The organism is Krasilnikovia sp. MM14-A1259 (assembly GCF_047159535.1).
Taxonomy (GTDB): Bacteria; Actinomycetota; Actinomycetes; order Mycobacteriales; family Micromonosporaceae; genus Actinoplanes.
On the sequence record NZ_BAAGAJ010000002.1, the window covers coordinates 7,620,919 to 7,638,045 of the forward strand.

General features: G+C 70.7%; 9 protein-coding genes (1 of these 9 only partly in view). 6 read left to right on the forward strand and 3 right to left on the reverse strand.

The window, feature by feature from the left end:
- The 6 genes in view from ACMCNK_RS34470 to ACMCNK_RS34495 are tightly spaced (at most 34 nt apart) and all read left to right on the forward strand, a layout consistent with a single transcriptional unit that may run on beyond the window.
- Nucleotides 1-313: the final stretch of an amino acid adenylation domain-containing protein gene (locus ACMCNK_RS34470; protein ID WP_412740510.1), read on the forward strand. The gene continues 3,701 nt to the left of window position 1, outside the view; 313 of the gene's 4,014 nt are visible here — the last part of the coding sequence; its start codon lies beyond the left edge, outside the window; the stop codon is at nucleotides 311-313.
- Nucleotides 310-8,994, forward strand: coding sequence for an SDR family NAD(P)-dependent oxidoreductase (locus tag ACMCNK_RS34475; RefSeq protein ID WP_412740511.1), 8,685 nt, complete (start codon nucleotides 310-312; stop codon nucleotides 8,992-8,994). The genes ACMCNK_RS34470 and ACMCNK_RS34475 overlap by 4 nt, the downstream gene beginning before the upstream one ends.
- Nucleotides 8,991-10,757 carry a GSCFA domain-containing protein gene (locus ACMCNK_RS34480; protein ID WP_412740512.1) on the forward strand — a complete coding sequence of 589 codons (1,767 nt, stop codon included), beginning with the start codon at nucleotides 8,991-8,993 and terminating at the stop codon, nucleotides 10,755-10,757. Before ACMCNK_RS34475 ends, ACMCNK_RS34480 begins: the two co-directional genes overlap by 4 nt.
- Before the next feature lie 19 nt (nucleotides 10,758-10,776).
- Entirely contained in the window at nucleotides 10,777-11,424 is a 648-nt protein-coding gene (locus tag ACMCNK_RS34485) for a hypothetical protein (RefSeq protein ID WP_412740513.1), read from the forward strand.
- A 34-nt stretch (nucleotides 11,425-11,458) separates the two neighbouring features.
- On the forward strand, nucleotides 11,459-12,328 hold the full coding sequence (locus tag ACMCNK_RS34490) for a TauD/TfdA dioxygenase family protein (protein ID WP_412740514.1): 870 nt from the start codon (nucleotides 11,459-11,461) through the stop codon (nucleotides 12,326-12,328).
- A complete protein-coding gene (locus tag ACMCNK_RS34495) occupies nucleotides 12,325-13,383 on the forward strand; it encodes an NAD(P)/FAD-dependent oxidoreductase (protein WP_412740515.1) in 1,059 nt (352 codons plus the stop codon). Before ACMCNK_RS34490 ends, ACMCNK_RS34495 begins: the two co-directional genes overlap by 4 nt.
- 499 nt (nucleotides 13,384-13,882) lie before the next feature.
- On the opposite strand, the gene ACMCNK_RS34500 is transcribed toward ACMCNK_RS34495, so the two are convergent.
- The 3 genes from ACMCNK_RS34500 to ACMCNK_RS34510 all read right to left on the reverse strand — a co-directional run bounded on the left by ACMCNK_RS34500 (nucleotide 13,883) and on the right by ACMCNK_RS34510 (nucleotide 17,098).
- Entirely contained in the window at nucleotides 13,883-14,425 is a 543-nt protein-coding gene (locus ACMCNK_RS34500) for a DUF1349 domain-containing protein (protein WP_412740516.1), read from the reverse strand.
- A gap of 472 nt (nucleotides 14,426-14,897) precedes the next feature.
- The gene (locus ACMCNK_RS34505) at nucleotides 14,898-15,929 is read right to left on the reverse strand and encodes an endonuclease/exonuclease/phosphatase family protein (protein WP_412740517.1); all 1,032 of its coding nucleotides are present in this window, start codon (nucleotides 15,927-15,929) and stop codon (nucleotides 14,898-14,900) included.
- Between the two features lie 134 nt (nucleotides 15,930-16,063).
- Complete coding sequence (locus ACMCNK_RS34510; RefSeq protein ID WP_412740518.1) at nucleotides 16,064-17,098, reverse strand: NAD-dependent epimerase/dehydratase family protein; 1,035 nt, start codon at nucleotides 17,096-17,098, stop codon at nucleotides 16,064-16,066.
- Between the last annotated feature and the right edge of the window lie 29 nt (nucleotides 17,099-17,127).

Sequence of the window (17,127 nt, forward strand, 5' to 3'; positions counted from 1 at the left end):
CCCCGGCATCGACGACCGCCAGATCGCCCAGTACCACCGCATCTACAACCACAACCGCTGCACCATGCGCGACTACCTCGCGCCGCCGTCACGGGCCCGGCTGGTGCTGCTGCAGGCGACCGCCGGGCGCGGTGTGGACTTCCTCGACGAGATCCGCACCTTCTGGGGCCGCCGCGCCAACTCCGACGGGCTCACCGTCGAGGAGCTGCACCGCGATCACTGGGAGATCCTCGAGTCCGACGCGGTGCACCGCGTCGCCCGCCTCGTCCAGACCGAGCTCGACCGCCTCGATGCGCGGATGCGTACGTCATGAACCGCCTCGCGGCCGCCGTCCTGGCCCAGGCGCGGCGTACTCCCGACGCGCTCGCCGTGCTCGACGGCGCGTACCGGCTGACCTACGCCGAGCTCGACGCCGCCGCCACGTGTGTGGCCCATGGCCTGGGCAATTCTGGTGTACGCCCCGGCGACGCGGTCGCGGTCGGCCTGCCCCGGTCGTGGCGACTCGTGGCGGTCTTGCTGGGCATTTCACGGCTGGGCTGCACCGCGGTGCCGCTCGACACGGCCAGCCCACCCGACCGGCGCGGTCACATGCGCGCCGACTCGGGCAGCGTGCTGCTCATCGACGAGGACACCGTCGACGGCCTTCTCATCCCGGCTGACGCCGTACTGCCCCCAGCGGACTCCACGGAGAACTCCGCCGGGGTCTCGTTCGTGTTTTACACCTCGGGCACCACGGGGCAGCCCAAGGGCGTCGAGGTACGCGACGCCGGCATCCTGCGCCTCGCCGAGCCCGGCTACCTCGACCTCTCCGCGGGCCTGCGGTTCGCCTGCCTGGCCAACCCGGCCTTCGACGCGCTGAGCTTCGAGGTGTGGGTGCCGCTGCTCACCGGCGGCTGCTGCGTGATCATCGACGCCGGCACCGGCGAGGACCCGGCGGCGCTGGCCGCGGCGCTGCTGCGCGACCGGGTCGATGTCGCATTCGTCACCGTCGCGCTGTTCAACGCCGTCGTCGACCAGGAGCCGCACTGCTTCGCCGGGGTGGGTCAGGTCCTCGTCGGTGGTGAACAGCTCAACGCGCCGCTGATCCGCCGCTGGTACCGCGACAACCCGCAGAGCGCCACCCGGCTCTACAACGTCTACGGGCCGACCGAGGTGACCACCTTCGCGCTGTGCCACCCGATCCCGCGGGACTTCACCGGCGACGTCGTACCGATCGGCCGGCCGCTGCCGGGCACCTCCGTCCTGCTCGACGGCGCCGAACTGCTCCTCGGCGGCCCCGGAGTCGCCGCCGGATACCGCAACCTTCCCCAGGAGTCCGCGGCGCGCTTCGTCGAGCTGCCGGGGCACCCCGGCCGGTGGTACCGCACCGGTGATCTCGTCCGCACCACCCCCGACGGCGACATCGAGTACACCGGGCGGGTCGACCGGCAGGTCAAGGTGCGCGGATTCCGCATCGAGCCGGGCGAGCTGGAACGGCGCATCGTCGCTCACCCCGACGTCCGCCAGGCATTCGTGTGCTCGACCCGGCACCAGCGCTTCGGCACCGCCGAATTGGTGGCGTTCGTCGTCGCCGGCCCGGCGCTCACGTGGACGGCCTTCGACGAGCACGTACGGGCCAGCCTGCCCGCTTACATGCGACCGCACCGGGTGCACCTCGTCAGCACGCTGCCCCGCAACGCCAACGGCAAGATCGATCAGGACGCCCTGCTGGCGCTCGGGCTGCAGCCGTGGCGCCCGGCCGGCCCCGGCGCCCCGGCCACCCCCATGGAACGTGAGGTGCTCGCGGTCGCCGGCGACCTGCTCGGCGAGGCGGGCCTGACCCCGTCGGACACCTGGATCCGCAGCGGCGGCGACTCACTGCTCGCGCTGCGGCTGCGGTTCGCCGTCCGCGAGCGGTGGGGCTGCGAGCTGGGCCAGGCCCAGGTGCTCACGGGTGACTTCGCCGCCCTGGCCGCCGCGATCGAACGGTCCGCGATCGAACGGGCCGCGGGCGACGATGCGGGCCACCCGTTGGCCGGCTCGCCGTCGGGGGCCCGGTCCGCCCCGGCCACCTCCGAGCAGGAGCGGCTCTGGCTGCTGCAGCAGCAGGACCCGGCCTCCTGCGCCTACAGCGTCGGGTTCGCGTTCGAACTGACCGGGCCGGTCGACGTCCCGGCGCTGCGCGCGAGCGTGCGGCGGCTGGTCGAGCGCCATGTGGCACTGCGGACTGCGTTCGCCGGCACACCCGGAGGATTGCGTCAGGAGGTGGCCGAGCCCTACGACCCGTGGGGCGATGCCCGGCCGGGGGAGGACTGGACGGCCTGCTTCGACCGGCTCGTCGGCACCCCGTTCGACCTGGCCGATCCACGGCTGCTGCGCGTGGCCTGGCTACCCGGGGACAGCGGCGGGACGCTCGTGCTCAACGCGCACCACATCGCCGTCGACGGCCAGTCGATCAACGTGCTGCTCGCCGAGCTGTCCGCGGGGCCGACCGACGGGGAGGAGCCGCACACACCGCTGGACTTCGCGCACTGGCAGCAGGCATGGTTCGCGCATCCCGAGTACGAGCGCCGCCGGACGGCGCTGGCGCAGCAGTACGCCGAGACGCCGGAGACCGCGGTGCGGGAGCCGGGCGGCGGGCGGGCCCGCTGTGGGCTGCTCGTCACCGAGCTCGACGCGGATCGGCGCGACCTCGTTGTCCGCGTCGGCGCCCGGCTCGGCCTGACCCGGTTCGAGGTGTTGCTCGGCCTGTTCGGCTGGAGCGTCCACGCGGTCACCGGCCGTACCCACCTGCGGGTGGCTAGCCCGGTGGCCGGGCGGCCCGATCCGGCGTTCGCCGGCAGCGTCGGCATGTTCGCCAACACCGTGCTGCTGCCGCTCGGTCTCGACCCGGGCGGTGCTCTGGCCACCCAGCTGACCGGCCTGGCGGCCGCGGTGCGGGCGGTCCTCGACCGGCAGGACGTCGCCCTCGCCCACGTGCTCGCCGACACCGGCCCGCGCGGCGACGGACAACTGTTCGACTTCCTGTTCGTGCTCGACAACACCGACGTCACCGCGCTCGACCTGCCCGGCTGTGAGAGCCGGCCGTTGTGGCGGGCGCCGGCCGAGCCGAAGTGCCCGCTCACCCTGTCGGTGATCGAACGCCCAGAGGGCCTCGACTGCCTGTGGGAGTTCGCCGACGCCGCGTTCACCGCCGCCGAGGTCGAGGCGATGGCCGGGCTGCTGCTCGCCGGGCTCGACCGGCTCACCGCGGATGACCCGGCCGGCCCGGGCACCCTGGCCGACCTGGTCGCGCCGTACCGGGCCACGCTGCCCGAGCCCGGCCTGGGAACCGTGACCGAGCTGGCGTGGCCGAGCATCGCCGAAGGGTTCGCCCGGCAGGTGCGGCGTACGCCCGACGCGGTTGCCGTCGTCGCCGGGGAGCGCGAGGTCACCTATGCGCAACTCGACGCGTACGCCGATGCGCTCGCGGCCGAGCTGCCTGCGGGCGGGCCCGGACCGGTGCGGGTCGCGCTGCACCTGGACGCCTCCGTCGAGCACGTGGTCGCGCTGCTCGCCCTGGCCCGGCTGAACCTCACCGCGGTGCCGCTCGACCCGGCCTACCCGCCCGCACTGCTGCGCCAGGTGCTCGACCAGGCCGAGCCGCTGTGCGTGCTCGTTGCGGGCGACGCACCGTCCAGCGGGGACCTCGGGACCGTGCCGCAACTGCCGGTGCGGCTCACCGCCGGTGCCGCGCACATCGCGCCCGAACACCATGGACGGCCGCTCTACACGCTGTTCACGTCGGGCTCGACGGGCACCCCCAAGGGCGTGGACGTCTCCGACGAACTGCTGGCCAATCTGCTGCAATGGCAGGTCGGCGCCGGTGACCTGCCCGGCGGCGCGAGCACCCAGCAGTTCTCGATGCTCGCCTTCGACGTGTCCTTCCAGGAGATCTACGGCACCCTGTGCGGCGGCGGCACCCTGCACCTCATCGGGCCGGGCGGCCGGCACGACCTGTCCGCCCTGCTCGACGACCTGGACCGGGCCGGGATCGAGCGGATCCATCTGCCGTACGTCGCGCTGCAACTGCTCGCCGAGACCGGCACCCGGCTCGGCCGCTTCCCGACCGGGCTGCGCGACGTGGTGACCGCCGGTGAACAGCTCGTCTGCACCCCGGCGATCCGGCAGTGGTTCAGCGGCCTGCGCGGAGCGCGGCTGCACAACCACTACGGGCCGACCGAGACCCACGTGGTCAGCGCGCTGGTGCTCGACGGCGACCCGGCGGGCTGGCCCGACCGGCCGGCCATCGGACGGCCGGTCGCCAACACCCACCTGCGGGTGATCGACGCCGCCGGTACCCCGGTGCCGCTCGGCTGCCCCGGAGAGCTGTGGATCGGCGGCGCGTTCGTGCGGCCCGCCTACCTCGGCGACCCGGCTCTCAACACCGCCCGGTACACCCACCAGGACGGCCTCGGCTCGTTCTTCCGTACCGGCGACCGGGTGTACACCGGTCGCGACGGGCTGCTGCACTTCCTCGGCCGCGCCGACCAGCAGGTCAAGCTCGGCGGGCACCGGGTCGAGCTCGGCCAGGTCGAGGCCGCGCTGCTGCGGCACCCGGCGATCGTCAACGCGGTCGTGGTCCGCGACGGCGACCGGCTCGTCGCGTGCGTGCAGAGCCGCGACCCGGCCGTCGACGCGGCGTCGCTCGACGCCCACCTGGCCGGGCTGCTGCCCGCGTACGTGCACATCGGCCGGTACCGTCTGCTGGCCGAACTGCCCCGCACCGCCAGCGGCAAGCTTGACCGGCTCCGGGCCCTCACCGCTGCGGGCCGCTCACTCGGTCCGGCCGCGCCGGCCGCGGAACTGTCTCCGTGGGAGGCCCGGCTGACCGGCCTGTTCGAGGCGGTCACCGGCCGGCGCCCCCACCCCGATCAGCGCTTCTTCGACGCAGGTGCGACCAGCCTCGACCTGATGCGGTTCCAGCTGCGCTGTTCGGGCGAGCCCGACCTGGCCGTGAGCATCGGCGAGCTGTTCGAACACGTGACGATCCGTCGGCTCGCCGCCCACCTCTCACCCGCTGCGTCGCCGGACCCGGTCCCCGCACCAGCGGCGGCGGCGCACGACGAGCCGATCGCGGTCGTCGGGATTGCGGTGAACCTGCCGGGCGCACCGGACCTGGCGGCCTTCTGGGCGATGGTGACCGAGGGGCGGCGCGGCATCGAGTACTTCCCGGGCGCCGACGGACTCGTCGGCGCCCGCAGCCAGCTCGATGGGCTGCTCGCGTTCGACCCGGGCCGATTCGGTCTGAGCCCGCAGGAAGCCCGGCTGATGGACCCCCAGCAGCGGCACCTGCTGATGACCGCCGTCGCCGCGCTCGCCCACGCCGGCATCGCCGACCCGTCCGGCGCGTCGGTGGGGCTGGTCGCGGCCTGCGGGGAGAACACCTACTTCCAAGCCATGCTCCGCGACGGCCACCCCGACCGGCTGCCCGACCCGTTCCAGCTCGCCCTGCACCACGACAAGGACTTCCTCGCCACCAAGGTGGCCTACCACCTCGACCTGACCGGCCCGGCGTTCACCGTGCAGGCCGCGTGCGCCAGCTCGCTCGTCGCGGTGCACGTCGCCGCCGGGCTGCTGCGCTCGGGCGACGCCGAGGTGATGCTCGCCGGTGGGGTCCTCGTCGACCCGTCGCTGCGCGACGGCTACCGCTACCGGCCGCAGCACATCTTCTCCGTCGACGGGCACTGCCGGGCGTTCAGCGACGACGCCACCGGCACTGTCGGCGCCAGCGGCGTCGGCGTCGTCGTACTCAAACCGCTGCGGCTGGCCCGCCGCGACGGCGACACCGTCTACGCCGTCATCACCGGCTCGGCGCTGAACAACGACGGCGCCGCGAAGATGAGCTACAGCGCGCCGTCGCTGCCCGGCCAGCGCGAGGTGATCCGCACCGCCCTGCGCCGCAGCGGCTACACCGCCCGCGACCTCGGGTACGTCGAGGCGCACGGCACCGGCACCGAGCTCGGCGACCCGGTCGAGGTCGGCGCCCTGCGCCAGGCCCTGGACCTTCCTGAGGGCGAGGTTGCCCTGGCGACGGTGAAGAGCCAGCTCGGTCACCTCGGCGCGGCCGCCGGGGTCGTCGGGCTGATCCGGGCGGTGCTCGCCGTGCACCACGGGGTCGTGCCACCGAGCGTCGACTTCCACCGGCCGAACCCGCGCATCGGACCCCTCGCCCCGTTCTACGTGCCGACCACCGCGCAGGCATGGCCCGCCGGGCGGCCCCGGGTCGCCGCGGTGAGCAGCTTCGGGATCGGCGGCACCAACGCGCATCTCGTCCTCGCGGCACCGGACCCCGGCACAGCGCCGGTCGTGGCGGACTCCACGGAGCTGGTGCTGTCCAGCCCGTCCGCTACCGCGCTGCGCGCCGACGCCGACCGGGTCGCCGCCTATCTGGAGACCCACCCGGGGCAGTTGCGGGCGGTGCTTCGGCACCTGCGGTCCGGCCGGCCGCGGCACGTGTTCCAGATTGCGGCCGATTGCCCGGACGTGGCCTCGGCGGTGGCGTTCCTGCGGACTGCCGAGCCGCAGCGGGTCACCGTTGCCGCGGCGCCGGCTGCCGGTCCGGCGCAGCCGCCGTGGGATTTTCCGCCGCCCACGTTCGACCTCGCCGACTACGACTTCCTGGACGGCGGCGCCACCCGGTTGCCGGCGCACGAGTGGCTGCGCCAGCCGCACTGGGTGCGTCGGCACCGGGCCACGACCACCACAGGACCGGCCGGGACCGTCGTGGTCGTCGGCGCCGACCTGCCCGATTTGCCCGGCATGCGGCTCGTACGGGTCGCGGTGGGGGAGCGGTTTGCGCGGCTCGGTGCCGACCGGTTCACCGTTGACCCCGCCGAGCCGGCCTCGTTGCGGCTGCTCGTCGACGCGATCGGCGACCCGGGACCGTCCGGTATGGACTGGCTGCACGCGCTCCCGCTCACCGTGACCGGCCCGGTCGACGCGTACAGTCTGGACCGGGCCCGCTGGGCCTGCCTGGACACCCCGGCCGCGCTGCTCAAGGCAATGCCCGGGTCGGTCCGCATCTGGTGGCTCTCGCACGCGGCGCAACCGGCCGAGGGTACGGTTTCGCGTCCTGAGCTCGGGCTGCTCGCCGGTGCGTGTGAGGTGGTGCCGCAGGAGTTCGGAGTCGACACCCACTGGCTCGACCTGCCCGATCCGGATCCGCGCACCTGGGCCGCGGCCGTCCTGGCGCTGCTGGGCGACGCCAATGGTCTGCCGCGGCGGTTGGCGCTGCGGTCCGGGTACTGGTGGGAGCCGCAGTTGCTGCCGGTCCGGCCGTCGGGCGGCGACCTGCCGGTCTCGCCGGACGGCGTGTATCTCGTGCTGGGCGGGACCGGTGGGATCGGCTCGGCCGTCGCCGAGCAGCTGCTCGCTGCGTCCGCCGAGCGGGTGCTGCTGCTGGCCCGCCGGCCCGGCCTGCCCGACGCGCTGCGGCCGTGGGCTGACCGAGTCGACGTGATCGCTGCCGACCTGACCTCCTCCTCGGTGGACGACGTGATCGCGGCGCACACCGGAAGGCTTGATGGCATCGTTCACGCGGCCGGGGAGGGGGCGGGAGCGGTCATCGCCGGGCGTGACGCGGCGGCGATGGGCGCGACCACCGCGGGAAAGCTGGCCGGGGCGCTGCTCGTCGAGCGGCTCATCGCCCGGTTCGATCCGGCGTTCGCGGTGTACTGCTCGTCGATGGCCAGCCTGCTCGGCGGTGTCGGGCAGCTCGATTACGCCGCCGCGAACGGTCTGCTCGACGGCTTCGCCCGGCACCGCTCCGGGCCGGCCGAGACGACCGTGCGCAGCACGCTGAACTGGGACGTGTGGAGCGACACCGGCATGGCCCGCGACGCCCTGGCCGACGACGAGCGGCACCAGGCCCATCTCGCCGTCGGCCTGACCCGCGCCGAAGGGCAGACGCAGTTCGGCCACGCGCTGCGGCTGGGTCTGCCACAGCTGCTGATCACCACCACCGACATCGACACGGCCCGCGGCTTCTACGAGACGGGCCGGCCGGTCGTGGCGGAACCGGGCGATGACCTGGCCGGGTTCCTCGGCCGGCAGCTCGGGCGCACCGACTTCGGACCGGCCGACTGCCTCTACGACCTGGGCGCCGATTCACTCACCCTCCTCGACCTCATCGCGGAGGTGAAGGAGCGCTACGGCGTCGGCCTGGACCTGTCGGACCTCAGCCACCGGGTCAGCCTCGGCGAGATCCTCGACCTGGTTGCGGTGGCGGGCCGGCCGAGTGGTGACGCGGTCGAGGTGAGCGTGTGGCAGCACGGCACCGGCCGCGACGTACTGTGCCTGATCCACCCGGTCGGCGGTGACATCGGCGCGTACCGGCCGCTGGTGGCTGCGCTCGGCCCGGCGCTCAGCGTGTGCCTCATCGCCGACCCCGGGCTGCGCGACGGCGGGCCGCCCGGCTGGAGCGTGGCCGAGCGGGCGAAGCGCTATCTGGCCGCCCTCGACGCCCGTTTCCCGCACACCGGGTGGCGGATGCGGCTCGGCGGGTGGTCGTTCGGCGCGTGGGTGGCCCTTGCGATGGCCGCCGAGGCCGAGGCCGCCGGACGGCCGGTCGCCGCGCTGGACCTGCTCGACCCGCCGCTGCCCGATGCGGGCCCGGCACTGGGCAGCTACGACGAGCAGCAGTTGGCGACGGTGTTCGCAGCGGAGCTGAGCGCGCCGGGCAGCGACACGGCCGCCGAGCACGCGCAGCGGCTGGCCCGGTGCTGCCGGGCCAACCTGGCCGCCATGGCCGAGGCGAGGCTGCCCCGGCTGGCCGCGACTCCGGCCCGGCTGTGGCTGGCCACCGGCGCGACCGCCGGGCTGCCCGCACCGGTCGACCCGGCCGCGCAGTGGACGGCCTGGCGCGACCGGCTGCCCGGCGACGCCACCTGGGAGCCGGTCAGCACCACCCATTACGGCATCGTGCGGCCCCCGCACGTGACCGCCATTGCCCACCGCATCGAGGAAACACCGTGATACTCGAAACCGTCGACCCGTGGTTCAGCCGGGTGACTGGACCGGCCGGACCCACCCGGCTGTTCTGCTTCCCGCACGCGGGCGGCAACCCGGCGGATTTCCTGGCCTGGGCCGGCCCGCTCGGCCCCGACGTGGAACTGCTCCTGCCGACCCTGCCTGGGCGCGGCTCTCGGCTGTTCGAGCCGCCGATCGGCGAGTTCGGTCCGCTCGTGGAGCAGCTCACCGGCGCGGTGAGCAGGCTTGCCGACCGGCCGTTCGCGCTGTTCGGGCACAGCTTCGGCGCGCTCGTCGCATTCGAGATCGCCCGGGCGCTGCGCCGGGCGGGCGGGCCGGTGCCGGTCGCGCTGTGGGTGTCGGGCGCCGAAGGGCCGCAGCTGCGCTCGCAGCGCCGGCGGGTGCACGACCTGCCCGACGATGAACTGATCGACGTGCTGCGCGAGTATGCCGGTACCTCCGCCGAACTCCTCGAAGATCGCGAGCTCGTCGAGCTGATCCTGCCCGCCGTGCGGGCCGACTTCGCGATGAACGAGCACTACACCTACCGGCCCGAGCCGCCGCTGGCGCTGCCCATCCACGTGTTGCACGCCTCGGACGACCCGCACGTGGTCACGGACCCGGTGGCCGGCTGGACCCGGGAGACGACCTACCCGCCGCACGTCACGGAATTCTCCGGTGGACACTTCTTCCTGCGCGAGCACGAAGCCGCCGTCGCCGGGCTGCTGCGGGCCGGGCTCACCGCCGCTGACCCGAGAAACCCCTACCAGGACCAGCCCGCCCGCGCCTTCTGGCGAACCGGCGTCGCCGAACCCGATCCCCTCGACATCACCGACGTGTGGCGGCCGAAGTTCGCCATCGGCCAGGACGACCCGATCATCACCGCCGGGTCGTGCTTCGCCCGGGAGATCGGCCGGGCACTGCTGGAGCGAGGGATGCATTGGTACGTCGCCGAGCTGCCGCCGCCCGGGCTGAGCGCCGCCGAGCGGGCCGACCGGCACTATGGCGAGTTCTCGTTCCGCACCGGCAACATCTACACGACAGCGCTGCTGCGGCAGTGGGTCGAGTGGGCGTTCGGGAAGGCCGAGCCACCTGCGTCGAGCTGGGAGCACGACGGGCGGCACTTCGACCCGTACCGGCCCTCCGTCGACCCGGCCGGCTTTGCGTCGCTGGATGACCTGCTCGCCGCCCGGCAGACGACTCTCGCCGCGATCCGGCGTGCGGTCGAGACGGCCGTCTGTTTCGTGTTCACCATGGGACAGACCGAAGCCTGGGCCGACCGGGCCGACGGCACCGTCTTCCCCTCCTGCCCGGGAACCATCCGGGGCACGTTCGACCCCGACCGGCACGTGCTGCGCAACCTCACCTTCTCCGAGGTGTACGAGGATCTCGCGGCGACTATCCAGCTGTGCCAGGCGGTCAACCCCGGGCTGCGGGTGCTGCTGACCGTGTCACCGCACCCGATCACCGCGACCGCATCGGACTCGCACGCGCTCGTCGCCAGCACGCACGCCAAGTCGGTGCTGCGGGCGGTCGCCGGGGAGCTCGCCGCGCAGCGCGACGACGTCGACTACTTCCCGTCCTACGAGCTGATCACCGGTGCGCCGTTCCGAGCCCGGTTCTACCAGGCCAACCTGCGTACGGTCAGCCCCGAGGGGGTCGCGTTCGTGATGCGGCATTTCCTCGGGCGCACGTCCGCGCATTCCACTGTGAATGGAGGTGACCCGTCCTGTGACGACGCCGTCCTCGACTACTACAACGCGCACTGACCAAGCCCGTTTTCTCCTCATGGGTGACTCGCACGCCGGGCCGATCGGGCGGGCCGCGACGGCCGCCGGGCTGCCCTTCGTGGGCGGCCCGATGGGCGCCGGGCGCGAGTTCACCGCCTCGTTCTTCGCGGTCACCGACGGGGCGCTCACCTTCCACGCGGAGGAAGCCCAGCGGCTCTACCGTGGTTTCCTCGATGAACTGGGCGCCGCCGACCTCACCGACCTCACCGTTCCGTTGGTGCTGACCTTCGGGTTCAGCGCGCACTTCTACGCCACCACCGAGAACTGGCGCATCTACCGCGACCCGGCCGGCGGTTATCTGCCCGGCTTCACCACCAGCCAGTTGTTCGACGCCATCGTGCAGGCCATGGCCGCCGACGCGCTCGCCTTCTACCGCCACGCCGCCGGCGCCGGGCTGCGGGTGCTCGCCGTGCTCCCGCCACAGCGGGTGCCGGTGCATTCCGACGCGACCATCTTCCAGGCCGCCGAGGATTGCCTGTGCCGCGCACTCGCCCCGGCCGCCGTCGAGCTGGTCGACCTCCGCGCCCGAGTCACCGACGAGCACGGCCTGCAGCGCCCCGAGCTGTGCGAGCCCGACGACCCGATCCACGGCAACCTCAGCTTCGGCCGGCTGATCCTGGCCGAACTCCTCGACCGCGGGCTCTGAGCCCGGCCACCCCTACCCCACGGCGGAGACCACCATGGACCAGCTCGCGCTCGACGCGATGAAGCAGTTCAACGACCGCACGCCCGAAGAGTACAAGCTCATCACGGTACGGCCCATCACCCCCATCATCGGGGCCGAGGTGTCCGACGTGGACCTGAGCCGCGACCTGGACGCCGACCAGCTCGACGAGATCCGGCGGGCGTTTCTCGCCCACCACGTGCTGGTGTTCCGCGACCAGACGCTGACCCCCGAGGACCACAAGCGCTTCGCCGCCCACTTCGGCACGCTGCGTACCCAGCCGATCGACGAGGGCGGCGACCCGGTGATCCTCGAGCTCAGCTCCGACCGAGACTCCAAGTTCGTCGCCGGGGACGGCTGGCACTGCGACGGCACCGCCGACGCCGAGCCCTCACTCGGCTCGATGCTCTACATCACCCGTACACCGGAATCGGGCTCCGGCGGCGACACCATGTGGGCCAACATGCACCTGGCGTACGAGATGTTGTCGCCGCCGATGCGGGACTTCCTCGACGGGCTGACCGCCGTGCACGACGGCCTTGTGCCGTGGCAGGGGTATCAGCCGCCGGACGACTACGTCGTGCCCAAGAGCGAGCACCCGGTGGTCGTGCGCCACCCCGACACCGGCCGGAAGCTGCTGTTCGTCAACGAGGGCTTCACCACGCACATCGTCGGGCTGTCGAAGGCGGAGAGCCGGGCGCTGCTCGACCTGCTGTTCGGGCTGGTGCAGACCCAGCCGTACCTGGCCTGCCGGGTCCGCTGGACGCCGGGCACGCTCGTGTTCTGGGACAACCGCTGCACGCAGCACCACGCGATCTGGGACTACTTCCCGCACTCCCGCTACGGCCAACGGATCACCATCAACGGCACCCGGCCCCAGGGGTGAACGTCGCCGGGCACTGGGATGTCGTCGTCGCCGGTGGGCGAATCGCCGGAGCGGCGACGGCGTGGGCTCTCGCGCCGTACGCCGAACGGATCCTGGTCGTCGACGCGTCGCGGGCCGACACGTTCTGGGCGCAGCAGAGCACCTGGGATCGCGCCGGCAACCTGGAGTGGGACGCACTGGGCCTGCTCGACACGGTGCTCGCCTGCGGCGCGCCGCGCACCTTCGGCCACGACTTTCGCACCGGCAACGAGGTCGTCGAACACCACTACCCGCAGGGTGACGACTACGGGTTCCGGATGAGTGTGCCCCGCGAAGTGCTCGACCCGGCCCTCATGCAGACCGCCGAGAGCCGCGGCAACGTGACCGTGGTGCGCCCGGCCCGGGTACGCGACATCGTGCGCACGAACGGCCGGGTCACCGGGGCGACGGTACGCACCGCCGACGGCGACCAGCCGGTCACGTCCGACCTGCTGGTGCTCGCCGACGGCCGCCGCTCCCGCAACGCCACCGATCTCGGCGCCCAGCCGTACCGGACGGTTCGGTCGCCGTGGGCGGCGATGCTGGCCTATTACGAGGATTTGCCACTGCCGACCGACCGGGCATATTTCTCGATGGGCGGGGCGAGCATCCTGATCGCCACGCCGTGCGGGAAGAATCAGTGGTGCATCGCCAGCGACGTCCACTTCGAGGTGCACGGCTCGACGGGGGAGCACCCGGCTGGGGCGTACACGAGACTGGTCCACGAGGAACCACTCCTCGGCCCGGCGGTGGCGCAGGGACGGCGGACCACGCCGATCGCCGGTGCCGGGCGGCTGCGGATGCTGCGGCGACCGATGACCGGGCCGGGCTGGGCGTTGGTCGGCGACAGCGGCTACCACCTCGACCCGGTGACGGCGCAGGGGACACGCGCGGCCCTGACCACGACGCGGCTGCTGCGTGACCGGGTGGCGGCCCACGGCCAGATCGCCGGGCTCGACCTGGACGGCCTGACCGGCGAGCGCGATGCGGCGCTGGACGAGGCATGGGACGAGACCGAGCAGATCTGCAGAGCGTGAAGAACGCATCGGGGGCGGGACCGTTGCGCCGCTTCGAGTAACATCGCTGCCCGGCGGTCGTCCCTCGCCTGTTTGCCCGGTCAATGCGACTCAAATGGAACAGGCCTCATCGCCGCCGGTGTGGCAATGTCAGCGCCCGGATGATGCACCACTCGCAGCCGTCCATCCGCTGTGGCAGATATCCGGTGTCCAGGGTTTGCGGGTGATTCCGAAGGCGGTTGCCACGCCGTTAGGCACGGCGCGCCGCGGGCCGCCGGTGATAGCCCACAATCGTGATCCCCATCCATGGTGGGCAGCACCTGAGCGCACCAGACGGGCGACACGTCAGGGCTCGTGGACGGCGGCACGGGCACCGGGGGTCAGCGCTGGCCGGGCGCATCCGGCTTGCCATCTCCAGCAGTGCTCAAACGGCGGCATGCTGGCTGCTGCGGTATGAATATCGCGCCTGAGGGCGAGGCCCGGCAGCACGGCGCCGACAGAACTGTTACTCGCTGGTCGCCTAATCAAAGATAGTGAAGTTCGAGAAGGATGCGGCGAAGCCCTCGCGTTCCGGGGAGCAGCACATGACGCCCACCTGCACGGTGCCGGGGAGATTCAGATAGCCGAGCCGGACCAGCTTCCAGGACCCGTCGTTGTCCAGGCACTGCACTCGGACAGCGGTCTCATGTCTGGTCAGTCGGATGCGAAGCGATCCTGCATACTGCGGCCACGGTGCCATCGACCAGTCCGAGAACTCGCGGGTGATCACGGTGCTGACGTGCGTCGTGCCGTCCACGTATTCGATTCCCGCCCGAAGCCAATTTTGTTCGTCAACTCGTAGCATCAGGCCCGAATGGTCGTGCATCGTTTCGTACTCGCCGGAGAGAGTCACTTCCGTGGTGAAGTTCCCGCGGACCTCTTGGCGGTAGAAGTGTCCGCTGTCGAGAGTGACGCCGTAGTAGGTCTGTCTCCAGAAGTCTGTATTTGCGTCAGTGACCGCGCGGATGTTCCGCCCCTCGTCGGACCATATGACGGGCTCGTTGAGCCACTGCCTAGCGGACATTAGGTTCCTCCTATCAGCGGTTGTTCGGATCAGAGGGTTGCGTCCTGGTGGCGTGTGTTCAAGGGGTGCTGTGCGGCATGCCTGGGTTCTCTACGGATGGTTGCGCCCTGGGCATACTTCGACGAGCATCGGTAGATGTGTTGCCTATTAAGGTCGGACGTCTTCGAACGACACGCCGTACAGGCAGCCCAGGCGGGCTCTGGCTAGGCGGGCCATCGTGGCGAGAAGATGTTTAAAGTTTGCTGAAGGCCAGCCGAGAGCCTCGAGGTATTCCTCGTGAGCGCGAAGCGGGCGAACTCGTCCGGAAGGTGGTCGTCACGTCTTCGCGGCGGGCCGACTGCGGGGAATTGACGGCCCATGCCTGTTGTACCGGGCGGCTCATCTCGCGTTACGCCGGCAGGTCGATCATGCCGCACGGACGTAGGCCCTCGTCCAATTGCTCGGTGAAGAACCTCCTCCCGCGGGGGTTGGGCTACTTGGAGATGGCCAGATCCACGGATTGGGCCAAATGATCCGAGTTGCCCTCGGGATCAAGGCTGCGAAACTCGGCGACCGTGATGTTGTTGCGAATCAGAAACCAGTCGTTGCGCCACAGCATGGGAAGCTGACCCCCCACACGCCAGGTGGATGGGTAGAGCCTCCCGCTGTATCGTGCCGCATCGTGTGTCACATCCAGGAGGCCGCGAATATCTCCCATGGCCGGGCTCGTGTTGAAATCCCCCGCCACGATGAGAGGATTGGGATTGGCGACCACATCTTTGGTCAGGACCCTGAACTCATCGTGCCGGATGATATGCCGGCGCTCGATCTCTTTGTAGAAGTCGCGTGTGAACCAATTCTGCTCGATGATGATCTGGATGGGCATATGCACGTTGTACATCGACAGTACGCGGTCGCCGACCTGAACATTCACCATCAACTCGTAGGGCGGTGGCGGAAGGGCCAGACTCGACCCGGTGTCGGCATCGACGACCCTGTGGTCAACTACCGGCAGCCGAGTGAGCGTCAGTAGCGTTCCGGCCGTGAAAGCCCGGTACTCCGGGAACACCCTGGCGACATCCGACAGATCTGTTACCGGTAGTGCCAGGTCCCCGACACGCGTCATGTGCTCCTGCAGCAAGTAGACATCGGCGTCCAGGCCACGGAGATATTTGAGCATGGCCTCTTTGTCGCGCGGATCGGATAGCGTGCCCTCGCGGAGCTGGCCCCAGTAGTCGGTATTCATCTGTACGACGCGCACATGGTGGCCCTCTCCGGTTGGCGTATTGCGTGGAAGCAACGCCGCGAAGTTGATACCCGACGACGGTACGGTGATGGTGAAGGAGGCGATGCCAAGCACCAGGACGGGCAACCGGAACCGCCTGAGAAGAGCCGCCGCGATCATCAGAATCGGTGGAGCGACGGCGAACACGATCGGTGGCATCAGGCCCGGAAGTACCCAGAACCAGACCTTTCCGGTGAGCAGTTCCTGTGAGACCGCGAAGACGAGCCAGAGTATCGCCATCGCGAGAACGAAGACAGACAGACGTCTCCTCCAGCGACCGGAGGATGGCGGCATCGGCGATGTCCAGCGAGCGAAAGTTCGCGAGATCCGCGATCTCCAGCGACCGGTCGACCGCAACTCCTCGGAGACAGCCATCAGAAGACCGCCTTGGCCAGACCGAGGACACCCTGTTTCCAGGGCTCACGACTGGTTCTTCCGGCCTTGACCACCGCCCGCTCCGACGACTTCTGGTTCTGCCACCAGCGGAAGGTGCGAATGATTGTGTCCTGATTCGAGTGCTGCGGCGCGAAACCCAATATCGTTTCGGCTCGGTTAGTGCTGACAAAGGCATCGCGGCTGAGCTTGTAAATCAGCCGCTTGTAGACGGGTGACACGCCCAGCATCTCCAGTGCGCGCAGCACGCCGATGGCAGGCCTCGCGGGGAGGGAGATGACCCTCCTGCCGTGACCCGCTGCATCCAACACGGCCTGGAAATCGTCGCGCAACGTGGTGAATTCGGATGCGGCCACGTTGAATTCGGAATTCACCAGTGCATCCGGTAGACGGATGACCGTGCTCACCACATCGACAAGATCATCGACGTCCAACATCTGGCTGCGGAAATGGCCGCCGCCGATCAGCGGGAAATGGTGACCCTCCTCGGCCCACTCGAACAGCATCGAGAAGATGCCGAGCCGGTGCGGGCCAAGGAATGTCTTCGGTCGCAGAATAGGAACACACATCCCCTTGGCGCGGTAATCCTCACAGATCAACTCGGCGTCGATCTTGGCGCAGTTGTACGGGTCGACGCGTTCGCGCGGATAATCTTCGGTCGTGGGGACGATGTCCGGCAGGCCGTAGACCGCCGATGACGAGACGTGAACGACTCGCTCGATGCGGGCAGCGTGACAAGCGGCCATCACCGTTCTCGTGCCTTCGACCGAGATTGATCGGATCTGCTGCGGCTTGTAGCTCGGCAGGGCAGCAGCTGCATGGACCACCATGTCGGCCCCGGAGATCGCAGAGCGGACAACGTCCGCGTCGCGGATGTCGCCGATGATCTGCTTGTAGTTCGTGTATTCAGGAGCCAACGACAGGTCGAGGCTCGTTACGCGGTGACCTTCCTCGACCAGACGCTGAACAAGGTTGCGGCCCAGAACTCCGGCGCCGCCCGTGATTGCAATGTGCATTCCTTTAGTCCCTCTGTCTACTTCGTATC